The following is an 18,410-nucleotide window of genomic DNA, read 5'->3' on the forward strand; positions in this document are numbered from 1 at the left end:
TCCCTTCCTCCCTTTCAAGCGACCGGCCTGACCGGCAGGCCGGTTTCCTCCGCGGCCCCCGGGGAAGCGCCAGGAGACGGCGAAGCGCCCGGTGCGGCAGTCTCCGGACGCCCGGCGATCGGTTGCTTCAGGGGAAGGTGGATGGAGAAGGTGCTTCCCCTTCCCGGCTCGCTCTCGACGGTGACCCGGCCCTGATGGGCCTCGACGATGTGACGCACGATCGAAAGCCCCAGGCCGCTTCCCTTCACGTCGTGGACGAGCCCGGCGCTCACCCGGTGGAACCTCTCGAAGATTTTCGCCTGCTCGGCCGGGGCGATGCCGATGCCGCGATCGGTCACCGAGATCACCAGCATGTCGCCGCGGCGCGCCAAGGCGACGGCTATCTCCCGGGAGCTCCCCGAGTACTTCACGGCGTTGTCCAGGAGGTTGTGCAGCGCCTGGGCGACCGCGTCGGCGTCCATGGCCGCGGGCGGGAGCGGCTCCACCGGCTTCTGGAACGAAAGGCGGAAGCCGGCCGAGGCGAGCCGGATCTCGAAGCTCTTGAGGACGGCGGCGAGGACCTCCCCGGGATCGGCGGGCGCGAACCGGTAGCTCTTGCGGCCCGACTCGATCCGGGCGAAGTCGAGGATGTTGTTGATCAGTCCGGTGAGCCGCCGGCTCTCCACCTCGATGTACTCCCCATATTCCCGCACTTTGTCGGGCGACTGGACCCGGCCCAGGCGAAGGAGCTCCGCGAACACCCGGATGGAGGCGAGCGGGGTCCTGAGCTCGTGCGACACATTGGAGACGAAATCGGATTTCATCTCGGAGAGCGTGATGGCCCGGCTCGCCGCGCGAAGCGAGAAGAGCACTCCTCCGAGGAGCGCGACGGCCAGCAGCGCGGCGAGCGTGAGATTGAAGGCGAAGCTGCGCCGGGCCAGCTTCTCCGGCGTGTTGCCCGCGCTGCTCAGGACCATCGTCCAGTCGGTGAACACGAACGGAATTCGGACGCTGACCGCCACGTCCTTCGCCTCCTGGCCGCCCGCCTTGAAGACGGGCGCTCCGCGGAGGTTCTTCACCGTGACGGTCACGTACTCTGGGGAGGCCTGCGGGAAGAACGCCGGGAGGGCCTTGTGGACGAGCGACGGCAGCAGCTTCTTCCGGAAGAACTCCTCATCGAGGATCATCCCGGCCACTCCGACCACGTCGGAAGCCTCGTTTAGGATCGGATTGACGATGATCCGGTAGTTCGGGTCGCGCTCGTCCACCATCAGCGACGACGGCTGCGAGCCGGCCCACTTGAACCGCAACACCTGCCACGGGGTCGCCGCCAGGATGATCGCCATCGATTCATCGGACGCCGGAGGAGTCTTCAGCGACTGGGTCGCGGGATCGAACACGAGGAAGTTCCCGAAGCGCTCCCGGGTGAAATCGACGAGGAAGAGGCGCTTGGCGCATTCGGGAGGCTTCATCTTCCACTGATGGGCGATCCGGTCGAGGCGCCCCTGCGTGAGGAGCGCGGCGGGTACGTCGAGGGCGCGCTCGGCGGCCGAGCGGTAGTAGTACTGGATGTCGGTGGCGATCGATTCGACGAAGGTGTGAAGGGCCGCCTGATGGGCGAGCGCGGTGGTCCGGCGCAGATGGCCGAGCCAGACGAGCTGCAGACCGAGAAGGACCAGCAGCGGCAGGAGGACTGCCAGAAAACCCAGGACGAGGGTGTGCTTTCTGGCCAGGTCCCTGAGCATGCGGCGCTCGTCTCCAGGATGGAATTCACGAAAAGTATACTGTGGAAAGAGGCGCCGCCCGCGGGCCGCGGCTCCTTTTTACAGGTTTTTGACAACTCCGACATCTTTTTACCCGGGCGCGTGGGACATTTACAGCCCTTCCCCGTACACTCCCGCAGAGTCGATCAACAACCGGTGCGCGCCTCGCGGCAGGATGCCCGGGGCGTCCCCCCTCTGGAAGGAGATCCCCCATGCGGCGTCAAACGTGGCTGGCGATGCTCGCGCTGCTCGTCGTCGCGGCCTTGCCCGCTCTGGCGGGCCATGAAGGCCACCAGAAATGCACCCACACCACCCAGGAATGCCTGGATGCGATGGCGTCGAAGATGAAGAACAGCGGCTGGGTGGGCGTCGAGCTGGAGATCAACGAGGAGAATTACCTGATGACGGTGAAGAAGGTCGTGCCCAACAGCCCGGCCGAGGCCGCCGGCATCGAGGTCGGGGACGTCCTCTTCGCGCTTAACGGCGTGAAGTTCGCGAAGGAGAACGAGGAAGCGATCAAGCAGGTGAAGAAGGACTGGCAGCCCGGCCAGACGGTGACCTACACCCTGAAGCGCAACGGCCTGGACAAGCAGGTGGACGTGACGCTCGCTCCGATGCCGGCCGACGTTCTGGCGGCCTGGATCGGGAACCACATGATGGAGCACGTCTCGACGGACATCGCCGAGAAGGGCGACAAGACCGATCTCAAAGCGGCCGAGAAGGCCGATCTCAAGGACAAGGCCGCGCTGGGCAAGAAGACGAAGTAACGAGAAGCCGTACCGACCCGGCGGGCGCCCCCCGACCTCACCCACTCACCCCCCCAGGCCCACCCGGGGGAAGGCGCCCGCCGGTTTTTCTTGTCGAGCGCCTCCCGGCGCCGAAAGTTACGATCCGCCCGAGAGCCTGCCTCGACCCAGACCGTCACGCAGCCCGCGACTCGAGGATCTCAGGAGCCCCCCCTCTGGCCCCTTCACTATTGCCTCGACATGACCCAGTTCGCCCGGATCACCGGCCTGGGATCGCCGTAGGGTTGGATTGACTCACGCGGCGGAATGCCGATAATGACGCCAGGCCGGCTCGGCGGGCCGGTCGTCACCTTCCGGCACCAAGCGCGCGCCGCCCGTTCCCAAGGAGCAGGCTTTCATGGCTACCCGGCTCGTCGTCAAGCCCAAAGGCTCGCGGGAGGCCTCGAACTCGGTTCATTACCGTTTCACCTCCGAGTCGGTCACGGAGGGGCATCCCGACAAGGTCTGCGACTACGTGGCCGATTCGATCCTGGACGCGTGTCTCGCCCAGGACCGGCTCAGCCGCGTCGCCTGCGAGGTCCTCTGCAAGGAAGGGAACGTCGTGCTCGCCGGAGAGATCACCACGCGGGCGCGGGTCGATTACGAGGCGGCGGCCCGTCAGGCGATCCGGGAGATCGGCTACACGGATCCGGCGGAGCCCTTTCACGCCGACGGGGTCCGGATCACCCGCTTCCTCACCGAGCAGTCCCCGGAGATCTCCCAGGGAGTCCTGGGGACCGATCCGAAGGTCGATCAGGGAGCGGGCGACCAGGGAATCATGTTCGGCTACGCGACGGACGAGACTCCGGAGCTGATGCCGCTTCCCATCTTCCTCGCCCACCGGCTGTCGCTCACGCTGTCCCGCGATCGCCACGAGGGCCGCCAGCCGTGGCTCCGCCCCGACGGAAAGACGCAAGTCTCGGTGATCTACGAGGGCGGGTCGCCGCGGGAGGTGTGCGACGTCCTCGTCTCCACGCAGCACGCGGCTTCCGCCGTCCGGGACGAGATCCGGGCCTACGTGGCGGGCGATCTCGCGTCGCGCGCCCTGGGCTCCTGGCACCACGCGGGGATCCGGTTCGAGGCGAACCCGACCGGCAGCTTCGTCCATGGCGGGCCGTCCGCCGACTGCGGGGTGACGGGAAGGAAGATCATCGTCGACTCCTACGGCGGCGCGGCGCGTCACGGCGGCGGCGCGTTCAGTGGAAAGGATCCCTCCAAGGTCGACCGCAGCGGAGCCTACTTCGCCCGCTTCGTGGCGCGGCAGGTGGTGCAGGAAGGGCTCGCGCGGGCGGCCGAGGTGCAGGTCGCCTACGCGATCGGAGTGGCGAAGCCGATGGCGGTGAAAGTGGAGACGTTCGGCACGGGCGATCCGCGGGCGGCGGCGCGCTTCGTCGAGAATTTCGATTTCCGCCCCGCCGCGATCATCGAGCGGCTGGATCTCCTCCGCCCGATCTACCGCCAGACCACGAACTACGGCCATTTCGGCCGGCCGGGCCTTCCCTGGGAGATCTGACCGGCGCTGGTGGTGTGGTGTCTAGCGGCTTCGCTGGCTCCGGGAATGCCGCGTGGCGCCCCAGGATCGCCGCGCCGAGGGCCCGGCGGGACGCCCGGGCGAGCGGACCGATTGCCGGCCTCGCTGGGCGCGCATCGCCGCCAGGCGATCGCGCAGAGGAATCTCCAGCTGCTCCGCGGCCTTCCGGGAATAATCGAAGCCGGGAAGCGTGACCCGGGGGAGCTGCTTGCCGACGGCCCGCTCGATGGCCCGCAGCTCGGGCTCCTCTTCCTGCGAGACAAAGGTGTAGGCTTCGCCCACCGCCTCGGCCCGCGCCGTGCGCCCGACGCGGTGAATGTAATCCTCCGGCTGGCCAGGCACGTCGAAATTCACCACGTGACTGAGAGCCTCGACGTCGATCCCCCGCGCCGCGATGTCGGTCGCGACCAGCAGCCGGTACTTCCCGTCCTTGAATCCGGCCAGCGCTTCCCGGCGTTGCGACTGGGAGCGGTTGCCGTGGATTCTCGCCGCCGAGACCCCCTGCCGGACGAGAAAGTCGGCCAGGCGGTTCGCCCGGTGCTTGGTGCGGGTGAAGGCGATCACGCTGCGGATCTCGCCGCGCTTGAGAAGCTCCAGCAGCAACGAGGACTTGAGATGCTGCGGCACGGGATAGACGGCGTGGGTGATCCCCACCGCGGGCGCCGACTTGCGTTCCAGGTTGATCATGACCGGGTTCTTGAGCATCTCCCGCGACAGCCCCACGATCGGAGCCGGAAGCGTCGCCGAGAAGAACAGCGTCTGACTCCTCGGTGGAAGGTGGCGCAGGACGCGCCGGATGTCCGGCAGAAAACCCATGTCGAGCATCCGATCGGCTTCGTCCAGAACCAGGACCTCGAGGCCCGCCAGCTTCGCGTAGGGAAACCGGAAGTGATCGAGCAGCCGGCCCGGGGTCGCGACAATCACGTCGACGCCGCTGCGAAACGCGTGCTCCTGGGGCCCCATGCCCACTCCCCCGTACACCGCCGCGCCGGTGAGCGGCGTGTGCACCGCCAGCTCGTCGAGGTGCTCCCCGATCTGCGCCGCCAGCTCGCGCGTCGGCGTGAGGATCAGGGCGCGGGTGGTCCGGCGCGGCTTCGCCATGAGACGGTTGAGGATCGGGAGCAGAAACGCCGCGGTCTTGCCGCTTCCCGTCATGGCGCACGCCAGGACGTCGCGCCCCTCCATGGCCGGAGGGATCGCGTCTTTCTGAATGGGGGTGGGGCGGGTGAAGCCGAGCTCCTTGATTCCCCGCTGGAGATCGTGGTGCAGACCGAATTCTGTGAAGGGCATCTTTCCTTTCGTGAAGCGGCGCTCACGCTCGAACGCGATCGAACCGCTCTTCAATCCGACGTTTTGATTTAGGGAACGGAGGAGTCGCCGGAGGTGCCGCCGTTCAGGCTCGTTGAGCCGTCGTATCAGTTCCGCGCAGCGTGGAAATCAACCTTGGAGGAGAGGCTTTCCTTGATGCGAGGCGGATAGCATGGCAGATCTCGCCTCATTTTGCAAGCCTTCTTGCGCCGGCGGCGCGGCGCCGGTCCTCCGGGGGGCGTTTCGGCGGGAGGGCGCCGCCCCCGCGATCCGCTGGAAAAAGGGCGGTCCGCGGGGTCGGGAAGGCTAGGCTCCCCGCAGCTTCTCCTTGAGCAGCTTCTGGACGACCACGGGGTTCCCCTTGCCCTGGGTCGCCTTCATCACCTGCCCCATGAAGAAGCCGAACGTGGCCTCCTTGCCGGAGCGGTATTGGGCGAGAGGACCGGGATGGGCGGCGATCACTTTCTCGATGATCGCGAGCAGTTCCGGCTCGTCGCTCACCTGCGTCAGGCCCCTTGCCCGGACGATTTCCTCCGGCGATCGCCGGCTGCGCCACATCTCCTCGAACACCTCCTTGGCGAGCGTCCCGCTGAGCGTGCCGGCGCTCACCAGGCCGATCAGCGCCGCCAGGCGCTCGGCGGGAACGGGGCAGTCTGCGATCTCCGCCTTCTCCTCCTTCAGCCTCCGCAGGACCTCACCCATCACCCAGTTGCTCGCTCCCTTCGGGTTTCCGGAGGCCCGCGCGGCCGTCTCGAAATAGTCGCAGAGGCCCGAGCTGGAAGTGAGCACGTCGGCGTCGTAGGCGGGAAGGCCGTATTCCCGCACCAGGCGGTCCTTCCGGGCCAAAGGCAATTCAGGCAGAGCGCGGCGGATCTCCTCGATCCAGGGGTCGGAGACGATCAGGGGAAGCAGATCGGGCTCCGGAAAGTAGCGGTAGTCGTGCGCCTCCTCCTTGCTGCGCATCGAGGAGGTGACGCCGGTGTCGGGGCTGTAGAGGCGGCTCTCCTGGGTCAGTTTCCCGCCCGTCCGCAGGATTTCGCCCTGCCGCTCGATCTCGTACTGCAGGGCCCGCTGGATGAACTTGAACGAGTTGAGGTTCTTCAGCTCGATCTTGGTGCCCAGCTCCTTGCGGCCGGCCGGCCGTACCGAGACGTTGGCGTCGCAACGCAGCGAGCCTTCCTCCATATTGCCGTCGCAGACGCCGAGGTAGAGCAGGAGGGTCCGCAGCGCCGAGAGGTAGGCGTGCGCCTCCTCGGGCGAGGCGATGTCGGGCTCGCTGACGATCTCGATGAGAGGCACCCCGGCCCGGTTCAAGTCGACGTAGGTCCGATCGTCGGCGTGGTGGATCGACTTCCCGGCGTCCTCCTCGAGATGGATCCGGGTCAGGCCGATGCGCTTGCGGGCGCCGGACGTCTCGATGGTGATCGCGCCTCCCGTGCACAGCGGCCGGTCGTACATCGAGATCTGGTATCCCTTGGGAAGGTCGGGATAGAAATAGTTCTTCCGGGCGAAAAGGCTGCGCGGCTGAATCTCGCAGCCCACGGCGAGGCCGACCTTCACGGCGTACTCGACCGCCTTCTTGTTCAGGACCGGCAGGACCCCGGGCATTCCCAGGCAGACCGGGCAGGTATTGTGGTTCGGAGGGTTTCCGAATTGGGTCGTGCACCCGCAGAAGATCTTGCTCTGGGTCAGGAGCTGGGCGTGCACTTCGAGCCCGATGACCGGCTCAAATTCCATCGTCGCTCCGGGGGTGGCGCGCGCTCGCAGGCGGCGGAAACCGCGGCATTATAGCACCCGCCCGCGCGCTTCCGGGGCGGACGGAGCCGGCGCGCCTCCTTGCGAGCCCACGGAATTCGGCCGCCGGCGCGGCGGTGGGTGAGCTCGAGGCGCCGGCCTCGGGGAGCTTGGCGCGGCGCGGCACACCCGCGAGGCGTTGCGGGGCGGCCGCTCCAGGAGTACGATCCGGCGGTCGCCCCATCCCGGGAGAACTCATGCGAAGGCTCGCTTTCGTCCCCATCGTCCTGTCTCTCTCGCTCCCCGCCGCCGGCACGGCGGCCCTCGCCGGCTTCGACGATCTCGAGAAATCGTTCGACGCCTATTACCGGACCGGCCTCGACACGGCGAACGTCGTCGCCGTGGAGAACCTGACTCTCCAGAAGGACGCCATGACCCTGCTGCTCAAGAAAGGGGTCCTGGTGCCGATGCTGCCGATCGAAGGCGAGGTGACAGGGGCGATCTTCGTGGGCGAAGGAACCGCCTCGCTGACGCCGCCGACGCCGATGGACGCCTGGTTCCTCAAGAAGAACTACGGCGCGCCGCAATTCTCGGAGAAGTTCACCGCTCTTTTCATGCGCTTCTCGGACGGGACCGAGAAGAGCTTTCCCAAAGCTGCCCCGGGCACCGACACCACCACCGTTACGACCGGTCTGGACGCCATCGTGAAGGCTTTCAAGGAGCGCCAGGGGGTCGCCGACGGATGGCTCGGGACGTTCGACATGGACATGCACTATCTCGACAACCGCATCGGCGGAATCAAGGGCCAGGAGTTCTTCTACGCGCAGCTCCAGACGCAGAAATGGGGCTGGGTCACGTTCTCCTTCGATCTCGGCAAGGTCCTTGAGGTCAATCTGGGCCACGACCGGACCGTCGGAGCGTATCGGGACTACCTGGCTTGGGCGGAGTTCCACCGCAAGGAGGACTATCAGCAGGGCCGCTACGTGATGATGCCGGCGGCGGACAGCAAGGACCTCATCGATGTCCTGCAGACCGACATGGCGGTGTCGATCCCTACCACCAAGACCGTTGAGATCGACGCGAAGATCAGATTCAAGGCTCTGGCGCAGCCTGTCTCAGCCGTTCGGTTCGATCTCGTGAACCAGTACGGCAATGTCTCCTGGAGGGACGCGTCCCGTCCCGTGAAAGTCGAGTCGGTCGAGGACGCGCAGGGCAACGTCCTTCCCCATCTGCACAAGCGCGACGAGCTTCTGATTCGTCTGAGCAAGCCGATCCAGGCCGGCGAGGAGTTCGTCGTCAGGGTTCGGGCGAAAGAGGACACCATCATCCAGGCGACCGCCGAATCCTACCTCCTTTACAACATCTACCCGTGGTACCCGCAATATCATTTCCCGTACGGAAGGACCTCCTTCGACTTCAACATCGAGATTCAAAAACCGCTGATCGCCGCCGGCTCGGGTCACGTGGTCCGGAGGTGGGAAAACAAGGAAACGAAGATGGATGGAGTGGAATTGAGGATGGACGAGCAGGTCGCCTCGCCCAGCATCCTCTTCGGACGTTTTCAAAACGAGACTGGGGTTCTCAACAGCGAGGTGTCCGGGCAACCCGTGAACGTCGGCGTTTACGCATTCCCCGTGCAGACCTACACCATCACGGATCCACAGGAACTCGAGGACATGGGACTCAAGACGCCCGTCAGCGGCACGATCACCATTCCTCAAGGAAAGATGAAGGGGATTCTCGAAGAAACCCAGAACGTCATCAAGCTGTACGAGAAGCTCTATGGCCCCTTCCCCTATCACGACCTCCAGGTTGCCCAGGCCTATCCAGGCTTCGGATATGGCCAGGGCCCTCCAGGCCTGGTCCAGCTGGACGGCTTCGCGTTCCAATCCCAAGCCGAGCTGGAAACGGATTTCCTTCACGAGTTCCTTTCTCACGAGGTGGGCCATCAATACTGGGGGAATTGCCTGGGAGAGGCCAACGATCGGGAGACGTGGCTTTCGGAAAGCTTTGCAGAGTACTCCGCCGGGCTGTACGTCCAGGCGCTCCTGGGTAACAGGCGATTCCAACAGAAAATGAATGATTGGAAGAAAAACGCCCGGCAGGCCGATCCGGTGGCCCCGATTGCGCTGGCGACCGCGGTGAGCGGGGACAACGCGGGAAAATACTACACGCAGCTGGTCTACGACAAAGGCCCGCTGGTGGTCCACATGATCCGGATGCAGATGGGGAACGACAATTACGTCAAGGCGATGACCGGGCTCATGACGAAATACAGGCATCAGAACATCACGACCGAGATCCTCTCGAAGGAGCTGGGCCTCGTGACCAGGTACAACTGGGACTATTTCTTCGACCAGTGGTTCCGGGGGGTGGGGATTCCCGAGATTCACTGCAAATGGAAGGCGACGCCCAAGGACGGGAAATACCTGTTCGAGATGACCTTGAGCCAGAAGGACTCCGAGAATTTCAAGAAGATCCTGGCGCTGCCGGTCGTGTGGCACGGCGCGTCCAAGGAGCAGGTGGCCCAGAAGGACCTGCCGTTCGCCAAGCAGGGGCAGGTCGTGCAGGTGATGCTCCCGTTCGAGCCGAAGGGCGTGGAAGTGGATCCCAACCACAACCTCCTGGCCGACATCGTCATGGACAAATGAGTTTAGCCTGGCAAGGCCGCCCGCTGGCTCGCCAGCAGGTAGGCGCCGTTGACTCCCAGCAGCAGCAACGCCATAAGCAAAAGAGCGATCTCCGCGACCCGCACCGACCACCCTGACTGATTCGCTTTTCCCAGCAGGCCGGCGCCCACCAGGAGCCACAGGGCCATGATACTGGGCGGCGCAAAGAGGATGCAGCCCCGCCAGGCATAGAAAGTGACCATCGTCTGCCGGATCACGAGGATGGAGCCGAGCGTCGCCACCCGGAACAGGGTTTCGAAATCTCCGTCCTTCAGCCTCTGAATCAGGCCCCGACCCGAAACCACCAGAAGAACCAGCAGAAGACACTCATAGGCGAGGTTCGCAGGAGCCAAGGGCCGGAGGTTCTTCAGATCCCACATGTAGGCGGTGACCGGTCTCCAGGGCTGGGCGAGGATCGACATGACGAAGAACCGGTAGATCCCCGCCAGGTACGCGCGCGGGTCGAGCAGGCGGCTGAAATCGGAGTGGAAGACGAGGAAGTGATCCATGTGCGTCGCGAGGTTTGCCGAGGCGCTCGGGAAGAGCTTGTCCTCCCAGGTGGGATAAAACGCCGGCCCCATGGACCCGCGCGCCGTGATCACCAGCAGGCAGAAGCCGACCAGAAGAGTCGCCGCGTAGACCGCGGCCTCCCGGAGGATCCCCGTGCCGCCTCGGCGGGTCGCTCGCAGGACGGCCGTCACTACGAACACCGGCGCGAGGTAGACGTTCTCGAGGCTCATGGATAGAGCGAGCAGGGTGAGCAACGCCAGGATCGCGCCTTCGAAGACTCCGCCCGTCCGCGCATAGCGTCCGGCGCTTTCCAGGAAGAGCAGCAGGAACATCAGCGAGGCGAGGAAAGTCTCGAACAGGCTGGAGAAGGCCAGAATCGCCAGGGAAAAGGCGAAGACGCAGGTAAGCAGGAAAGCGATCCTCCGCAATCCCGCCGCGGCGACGGCGCCGAGCGCCCGGTGGAAAAGGACCACGGCAATCCAACCAATCAGGGCGGATTGCAGATAGAGGTATTCATGACCGAGGCGAGGCACGCCGAGCGCTTCCCCGAGGCGCTCCAGGTCCTTGAACGGAAAGGTGAGAATCGATACTCCGATGTGCCGCGGGCCCGTAGTGAAGCTCAGAGCGTCCTTCAGGTACCGGGCCATGTCGGAGCCGAAGAGATAGTCCATCCTCTCGGTCGTTTCCCGGTGAAAAAAGGAGAGCAAGTAGAAGAGGGGAAGGAAGAAGAGAAAAGGCGGAAATCCGCGCCCGAACGTCCCGCGACGCCTGAGGAAGGCCAGGAAAAAGGCCCAGAAGCAGAGATTGCACCCCAGCGAGGCGCCCTGGACTCTCGGCCCCAGCGCCAGGCTTCCGAGGATCGCGAGGAGCATCCCCGCCGGCAGAATCATTTCGAGAAGCTCGGGGCGGCGCGATGGTAGCGGCCGATCGCTCCCGCCGCCGCTCATGCGGGAAGAAAGGTCCTTCCCGAGCGCGCCAGGTCCCTCACCAGGGGGACCGGCCGGAAGCGCGGCCCGTGGATCGACGCGAGCCGATCCATGCGGGTGACGGCTTCCGTCAGAGGGAGGGAGTCGGCGTACCGCAGCAGCCCGCCGCGGAAGGGAGGGAAGCCGGTTCCCATGACCATCGCGAGATCGACGTCGGCGGGGGTCCTGGCGATCCCCTCGACCAGGCACAGCGCGGCTTCATTGATCATCGGCAGGATCATCCGGTCCACCGCCTCGGCTTCGGGGGCGATTCGCCCGCCCCGATCGGTCACGAGGGCGTAGACGGTGGGATCGGGACGCCCCCGCTTCTCCCCCTGCCAGCAATAGAATCCGCGCCCGGCTTTTTTCCCCAGACGCTTCTCGGCGGCGGCCGCCTCCAGCACGCGCGGCGGACGGATGCGATCCCCGAACGCCTCCCCGAGGATTCCGGAGACCTTGGTGGCGACGTCGATCCCGACCTGATCGAGCAGCTCGAAAGGGCCCACCGGCATGCCGAAATGCCTCATCGCCCGGTCGGCGACCTCGATAGGGGTCCCTTCCTTGAGCAGGGCGAGCGCCTCGTTCAAGTACGCCATCAGGATGCGATTCACCAGGAAGCCGGGGCCGTCGTTCACCACCACCGGCGTCTTCTTCAAGCGACGCGTGAGATCGACGAGGGTCGCGACCGCTTCGTCCGAGGTGGCGGTGCCGCGGATGATCTCCACGAGAGGCATCCGGTCGACGGGATTGAAGAAGTGCATTCCGGCGACGTTTTCGGGGAACCGGCTGCCGGCGGCGATGAGATCGATCCGGAGGGAGGAGGTGTTCGAGGCGAAGAGGCATCCTCCCTGAGTCGTCTGCTCGACTTCCGAGAGGACTTTCCGCTTCACTTCGAGATTCTCGACCACCGCCTCGATCACCACGGGAAGCCGCGCGAACCCGGCGTAGGTGGTGGTCGGGAGGATCCGCGTCATCGGACCGATCACTTCCCGGAGTCCCTGCTTCCGCCGCCGCGCCTCGGCCTCGAAGACCTGCCGGGCATGGCGCAGCCCCAATCCCAGCGGCTTGAGGTCGACGTCTTTCATCCTCACGGTGATGCCGGCGGCGGCCGCCACCTGGGCGATCCCTCCCCCCATCACTCCGGCGCCGAGGAGCCCGAGGCGCTCGGCGCGCCGCGGCCGGGCCTCGAGCGTGGAAAGGACCTTGCGGCTGTCGCGCTGGAGGAAGAAGAGGCGGGTGAGATTCTTCCTCGTGTCGGTCATGGCCAGCTCGCCCAGGATCTCCGCTTCGCGGGCCAGGCCGGCCGCGAAGGAGACGCCGAGGCCGTGCTCGATCGCCGCAAGCGCGCCGAACGGCGCGGGATACTGATCGGGGCGGACGCGGGCGGCGGTCTGCTTCCGGGCGAGCGCGAAGTAGGCCTTGCGAAACGGAGGCAGCAGCCGCGCGAGGCGGAAAGCGGCGCCCCCTCCGCCGCGCCGCCGTCCCCGGCGGCTTTCCTGCGCGGCGCGCCGGACCCAGGCCGACGCTTCCGACACGACGTATTCCCGCGGCACGGCGCGCTTCGCGAGCCCGATCGCCTCGGCCGCCCTCCCGCGGCGCGACTTGCCGGCGACGATCATCTCGATGGCCGCCGGGAGGGGAACGCGGCGGGGCAGCCGTTGCGTGCCGCCCCAGCCGGGGATGATTCCGAGCCTCACCTCCGGCAGGCCGATCTCGCTGCGCGGATCGTCGCCGATGATGATGCAGTGGCAGGCGAGCGCCAGCTCCGTCCCGCCGCCCAGGCACGTTCCCCGCACCGCCGCGACGACCGGGAAAGGGAGCGCCTCGAGGCGCCCGAAAAGGGACTGTCCGTAGCGCGACTTCTCGGCAGCCTCCTGCGCCGAGCTCAAGAGCGCGATCTCCTCCACGTCGGCTCCCGCGATGAACAGATCGTCGCGGGCCGAGCGCACCACCAGGCCCCTCGGCGGATCCTTCCGCTTCTCCAGATCGGAGAGAATCGCGTCCAGCCGCGCCATGACCGCGGAGCTGAGGAGGTTCGGCCCTTCTCCCTTGCGGTCGAAGACCAGGTGGCAGATCTCGTCCCCCTCCACGACGAGGTCGAGCCCGCTGTTCTCCTGCTTCATGATCGCGCCGCTTTCCATGTCAAACCCGCTCGATGAGAATCGCCGCGCCCTGGCCGCCCCCCACACAGAGCGTCGCGAGCCCGAGATCCTTGCCGCGGCGCGCCAGCTCGTGGCAGAGCGTGAGGACGAGCCGCGCGCCGGTACAGCCGACCGGATGCCCGAGCGCGATCGCCCCGCCGTTGACGTTCGTCACGCTCCGATCGATCTCCCCGATCGGGGAAGCGAGCCCGAGCTCCTTCTCCGCGAACTCCTGGGAGGCGAACGCCCGCTCGCAGGCGATGACCTGGGCGGCGAAGGCCTCGTTGATTTCGATGAGCTTCACGTCCCGGAACGCCGCTCCGCCCCGCCGCAGGGCGATCGGGGTGGCGTAGGCGGGGCCGAGCCCCATCGTCGCCGGATCGCAGCCGGCAAAACCCCAGGAGCGGATGCGCCCCAGGATCGCCACGCCCGCCTCGCGGGCGCGCTCCTCCGACGCCAGGACGAGGGCGGCGGCTCCGTCGGTGATCTGGCTGCTGTTCCCCGCCGTCACCGTGCCGAAGCGGCGGTCGAAGACGGGACGCAGCTTCGCCAGCGCCTCGAGGCTCTGATTCGGCCGAAACCCGATGTCGTCGGCCACCGCGTCGCCGTAGGCCGGCGGCAGGAAGACCGGCGCGATCTCCTCCCGGAACCGCCCCGACTCGGTGGCCCGCGCGACGCGCCGGTGGCTCTCCAGGGCGAAACGGTCCTGCTCCTCCCGGGGGATGTGGAAGCGCTTCGCCAGGACTTCGGCCGTCTCGCCCATGTTGAGCCCCGCGACGGGATCGGTGAGCCCGACCTCCAGCGCCACCACCGGCTTGAAGTGCCGCGGCCGGAGCTTCATGAAGATCGACATCCGCCGCCAGAAGGAGCGGGCGCGGCCCGCCTCGAGGAAGAGGTCCTGGGTCTCCGGGCGGTAGAAAAAGGGGATCTGCGACATCGACTCGGTCCCTCCCGCCACGACGACGTCGGCGAGGCCCGATTCGATCCGCAGCGCGGCCTCGACGATCGCCTGGATCCCGGAGGCGCAGTTCCGGTTCACGGTGTAGGCGGGAGTCGACCGGGGGAGCGCGGAGCGCAGCGCGATCACCCGCGCGACGTTCGTGGCGTCGGCCGGCTGGGCGATGTTCCCGAAGATGACTTCATCGACCTCTCCGGGATCCAGGGTCGAGCGGGCGATCGCCTCGGAGGCGGCGATCCGCCCGAGATCCCAGGCCGGAATCCGCCGGAGCGCCCCCCACGCCTTCGCGAACGGAGTGCGGGCCCCCCCCACGATGACGGCGCGGCGCGACGCGCTCACGGCTGCCACTACTCGCCCGATCCGCCTTCAGGTCGCGGCGGCGGCGCGGCGTCGCGACCGTGCTTCTCCAGACCGTATTGCTCCAGCTTCTTATAGAGGTTGCTGCGGGGGGTGTCGATCGCCTTGGCGGTGGCGGAGATGTTCCAGTCGTTCTCCTTGAGCTTGTCCTGAAGGAACTGGCGCTCCGTCGCCTCCTTGAACTCCTGCAGCGTGCGGAACTGGGAGAGGGAGGGCGCCGGCCCGGCCGTGATGGGGCTGCGGATCGCCGCAAGATCGGAGAGCGTGATCTCGTCCTCGTCGGCCAGGATGAGGAGGCGCTCCACCGCCCCCTTCAGCTCCCGCACGTTCCCCCGCCAGGGAAGGGAGGCGAGCTCACGGAGCGCTTCCGCGGAGAAGCGCTTGGGGCGGCGGTTGTTCTCGGAGCAGAACCGCCGCGTAAAATGCTCGATCAGCAGAGGGATGTCGCCCTTCCTTTCCCGCAAGGGAGGAACCGCGATGAGCAGCGTATTGATCCGGAAGTAGAGGTCCTCGCGAAACCGGCCCTCGCGGATTTCGGCTTCGAGGATCTTGTTGGTCGCGGCCAGGACGCGGACGTCGACGTGGAGCGTCTTCGGCATCCCGACCGGCTCCACCTCGCCGTCCTGCAGCACGCGCAGGACCTTGGCCTGGGTCCGCGGGCTCATGTCCGCCACCTCGTCCAGGAATATGGTCCCGCCGTCCGCCTGGACGAACTTCCCCGTCTGCCGGGCGACGGCGCCGGTGAAAGCCCCTTTCTCGTGCCCGAACAGCTCACTCTCGATGAGCTCCTCGGGAATCGCCGCGCAGTTCACCTTGACGAAGGGGCGATCGCGCCGCTGGCTCAGCCGGTAGATCTCCCAGGCGACGAGCTCCTTGCCGGTTCCGCTTTCGCCGGTGAGCAGCACGGTGGCGTTGGTGGGCGCGATCTTGCCCACCGAGGCGCGGACCTTCTGGATGGCGGGAGAGTCGCCGACCAGCTCGTACCGCGACCCTTTCTCCGCCTTGAGCGATCGGTTCTCCTCCGACAGGCGCCGGTGCTGCAGCGCGTTGCGGATGGACGTCAGCACCCGGCCTTCCTCCAGCGGCTTCTCCAGGAAGTCGAACGCCCCCTTCTTGGTGGCCTCCACGGCGGTCGCGACGGTGCCGTGCCCCGAGATCATGACGATCTCGGCGCTCTCCTCGCGCTCCTTCAGCCGGGACAGGACCTCGATCCCATCCATTTGCGGCATCTTGATGTCGAGCAGAATCACGTCGGGCTCTTCCTTCCGGGCCAGCTCCAGCCCTTCCTGCGGGCTGGCGGCGACGCTGCAGAGATATCCTTCGTACTCCAGGATCATCCGGAGCGATTTGCGGATGTCTTCTTCATCGTCGATGACGAGGATGCGCGGTTTCATGGCAGGGGAATTCTAGCGTAAAAACACGACGGGGGCGGGAGAGGCTTCCATCGCACCCCTCCCGCCCCCGCGTCGTTGCCGGGCGGCTCTCCCGATTCCTTATTCTTCCGTGGCGCGGATCACCACGAACCGCCAGGTGTCCCGGTTGGCGTCGTAGACCCGGAACAGCACTTTCGAGCCGGCCCGGACCTTGGCCATCTCGCGCCGGTACTCCGCCACGCTGGACACCGGCGTCCGGTTCACCGAAGTGATGATGTTGCCGCGGCCGATCCCCTGCTCGAAGGCTTCGCTCGCCTGCGAGACGTCGGTCACGACCACGCCGGTCACGTCGTCTCCCACGTCCATCTGCCGGCGGATCTCGGTGCTGAGGTTGTCGACCGTGATCCCCAGGCGCTTCTCGCCCTGGCCTTCCTGGTCCTCCCCGCCCTGGGATCGCGCCTGCTTGGTCGCGTTCATGTGCTCGCCCCGGTCCTCCAGCCGCGCCGTAACGACCACGGGGCGGCCGTCGCGGATCAGGTTCAGGCGGACCCGGCTGCCGGGCTCGCGGGCGGAGATGATCTTCACCAGCTCGTCCGTGGTGGCGACCGGCTTGCCCTCGACTCCCACGATGACGTCGCCGGGGCGGATGCCGGCCTTGTCGCCGGGCAGGCCCTTGTCGACGTCCTGGACCAGCGCTCCGCGGCCGTCCTTCAGGCCGAACGCGTCCCGCAGATCGGCGCTGACGTTCTGGAGCTTGATGCCGAGGTAGCCTCGCGAAACGTGCCCCGAGGCCTTGAGCTGGGGCAGGATCTCCTTCGCGGTGTTGATCGGGACCGCGAATCCGATCCCCTGGCCGACGCTCGAGATGGCGCTGTTGACGCCGACCACCTCGCCGGCGACGTTCAGGAGCGGGCCTCCGCTGTTGCCGAAATTGATGGCGGCGTCGGTCTGGATGAATTCATCCAGCGAAGGATCCTTGGAAAGCTCGCTGAGCTTCCTCTTCTTCGCCGACACCACGCCGACCGTCACCGTATGCTCGTAGTAATACGGATTGCCGACCGCAATCACCCACTCCCCCACGCGCAGCGTGTCGGAATCCCCCAGCGGCACCGTGGGAAGCTTGTGTTCGGAGGTGATCTTGATGAGCGCCAAGTCGGTGCTGGGATCGGTGCCCACCACGTCGGCCCGGTACTCCGTGTCATCGTCGGTCAGGTTGACCCGGATCTTGTCGGCCCCTTCGATGACGTGGTAGTTGGTGATGATGTAGCCGTCTTCGGTGATGATGAAGCCCGACCCGCCGGAGTCCTCGCGGCGAGGCTCCTCACGGCCCGGCCGGCGGCGGTTGTCGGGTCCGAAGAAGAACTCGAACGGACTATGAAACGGGGTGCCGCCGCCCCCCTTGTTGGAGTCGACCATCTCCGTCGAAATGATGCTGACCACCGCCGGGTTGACCTTTTCGACGATGTCGGCGAACGACGGATAACCGGGCCGGCTGGTGGCGCCCCCCAGCTGGGCGGGCACCGGCGCGGGCGCCAGCTTCAGCGAGGCGGGCCGCATCTCCGGCTCGGCGAGCGAGACGGGAGAGAGCCGGACGCCGCCCGCCAGGACCATTCCGAACAGAATGGAGGCGGCGGCGACGAGTGAAAATGTCACGAGTTGGGCCTTCTTTTTCATGGAAGAGCTTGCTCCTTCGGTTTTTATTCGCATCACGAGGCGTGCGGTTTAAGTATAGGTCGCAAGGGCGCTTACTTCAAGGCACTTTTGCAAGGGAACTCCTTGAAATGCTTGCGGGACGGGGGCTAGGCGTCAGGAGCCCGCCGGACGTCCGCCGCCGTTCTCCCGGGAGGCTCCCGGGAGAAGAATGGCCGCCACCTCCTTGAGCAGCTTCGAGATGTCGACCGGCTTCGAAAAGACCCGCCGAATCCCCAGCCGGCGGGCCTCCTCCAGAATCTCCGGAGTGGCGAAAGCGGTCACCAGAAGGCAGGCAGCGTCGAAATCCCGTTTCCTGAGACTCCTGAGGACTTCCAGGCCGTTCGGCCCGGGCATTCGATAGTCCAGAATCACGACGCGGGCGTCGCGATGGTTCTCGAGGTTCTTCTCGGCCGCGGCGCCGCTCGGCTCGAGCCACGGAGCGTAACCAGCGCGCTGGAACAGGCGCTCGTAGCAGCGCCGTACTGCCGGATCGTCCTCGATGATCAGGATCTTGCCCTGCATCGCCGCGTTGCGCTCCCGGGGTCCTCTGGAAGGACAGCAACCGTCGTGCCAGACAGCGGCGGCTGGGCCGGCCGCGCAACTGCCTGCTGAAAATAGGCTTGCTGAAAGGGGCTGGAATCCGGA

General features: G+C 66.5%; 12 protein-coding genes. 3 read left to right on the forward strand and 9 right to left on the reverse strand.

Translation table 11 applies throughout. From position 1 onward, the window contains the following. Window positions 1-14: 14 nt before the first annotated feature. Window positions 15-1,724 (reverse strand): HAMP domain-containing sensor histidine kinase, encoded by a 1,710-nt coding sequence (locus VGR67_07840; protein ID HEV8336307.1) that lies wholly within the window; start codon window positions 1,722-1,724, stop codon window positions 15-17. 230 nt (window positions 1,725-1,954) lie between these two features. Here VGR67_07840 and VGR67_07845 point away from each other — a divergent pair, with 230 nt between their 5' ends. Next, window positions 1,955-2,509 (forward strand): PDZ domain-containing protein, encoded by a 555-nt coding sequence (locus tag VGR67_07845; protein ID HEV8336308.1) that lies wholly within the window; start codon window positions 1,955-1,957, stop codon window positions 2,507-2,509. 376 nt (window positions 2,510-2,885) lie between these two features. After that, window positions 2,886-4,040, forward strand: a complete 1,155-nt coding sequence (metK, locus tag VGR67_07850; GenBank protein ID HEV8336309.1) for a methionine adenosyltransferase — start codon at window positions 2,886-2,888, stop codon at window positions 4,038-4,040. A gap of 21 nt (window positions 4,041-4,061) precedes the next feature. Here metK and VGR67_07855 read toward each other — a convergent pair whose 3' ends face one another. Together VGR67_07855 and gatB are read right to left on the reverse strand one after the other, a co-directional pair. Further along, window positions 4,062-5,348: a DEAD/DEAH box helicase gene (locus tag VGR67_07855; GenBank protein HEV8336310.1), complete on the reverse strand. Its 1,287-nt coding sequence runs from the start codon at window positions 5,346-5,348 to the stop codon at window positions 4,062-4,064. 324 nt (window positions 5,349-5,672) lie between these two features. After that, the gene (gatB, locus tag VGR67_07860; protein ID HEV8336311.1) at window positions 5,673-7,133 is read right to left on the reverse strand and encodes an Asp-tRNA(Asn)/Glu-tRNA(Gln) amidotransferase subunit GatB; all 1,461 of its coding nucleotides are present in this window, start codon (window positions 7,131-7,133) and stop codon (window positions 5,673-5,675) included. Window positions 7,134-7,357: 224 nt separating this feature from the next. On the opposite strand from gatB, the gene VGR67_07865 reads away from it, so the two are divergent. Continuing rightward, the gene (locus tag VGR67_07865; protein ID HEV8336312.1) at window positions 7,358-9,751 is read left to right on the forward strand and encodes a M1 family aminopeptidase; all 2,394 of its coding nucleotides are present in this window, start codon (window positions 7,358-7,360) and stop codon (window positions 9,749-9,751) included. A gap of 2 nt (window positions 9,752-9,753) precedes the next feature. On the opposite strand, the gene VGR67_07870 is transcribed toward VGR67_07865, so the two are convergent. The 6 genes from VGR67_07870 to VGR67_07895 all read right to left on the reverse strand — a co-directional run bounded on the left by VGR67_07870 (window position 9,754) and on the right by VGR67_07895 (window position 18,287). Further along, window positions 9,754-11,169, reverse strand: a complete 1,416-nt coding sequence (locus VGR67_07870; GenBank protein HEV8336313.1) for a hypothetical protein — start codon at window positions 11,167-11,169, stop codon at window positions 9,754-9,756. Between the two features lie 53 nt (window positions 11,170-11,222). Further along, the gene (locus VGR67_07875) at window positions 11,223-13,385 is read right to left on the reverse strand and encodes a 3-hydroxyacyl-CoA dehydrogenase NAD-binding domain-containing protein (protein ID HEV8336314.1); all 2,163 of its coding nucleotides are present in this window, start codon (window positions 13,383-13,385) and stop codon (window positions 11,223-11,225) included. A 1-nt stretch (window position 13,386) separates the two neighbouring features. Beyond that, window positions 13,387-14,682 (reverse strand): thiolase family protein, encoded by a 1,296-nt coding sequence (locus VGR67_07880; protein HEV8336315.1) that lies wholly within the window; start codon window positions 14,680-14,682, stop codon window positions 13,387-13,389. A gap of 8 nt (window positions 14,683-14,690) precedes the next feature. Next, window positions 14,691-16,094, reverse strand: coding sequence for a sigma-54 dependent transcriptional regulator (locus VGR67_07885; GenBank protein HEV8336316.1), 1,404 nt, complete (start codon window positions 16,092-16,094; stop codon window positions 14,691-14,693). Between the two features lie 99 nt (window positions 16,095-16,193). Further along, window positions 16,194-17,747 carry a Do family serine endopeptidase gene (locus tag VGR67_07890; GenBank protein HEV8336317.1) on the reverse strand — a complete coding sequence of 518 codons (1,554 nt, stop codon included), beginning with the start codon at window positions 17,745-17,747 and terminating at the stop codon, window positions 16,194-16,196. Between the two features lie 132 nt (window positions 17,748-17,879). Beyond that, window positions 17,880-18,287: a response regulator gene (locus VGR67_07895; protein ID HEV8336318.1), complete on the reverse strand. Its 408-nt coding sequence runs from the start codon at window positions 18,285-18,287 to the stop codon at window positions 17,880-17,882. Window positions 18,288-18,410 lie beyond the last annotated feature (123 nt).

It is taken from the genome of Candidatus Polarisedimenticolia bacterium, from assembly GCA_036004685.1.
Classification (GTDB): Bacteria; Acidobacteriota; Polarisedimenticolia; order Gp22-AA2; family AA152; genus DASYRE01.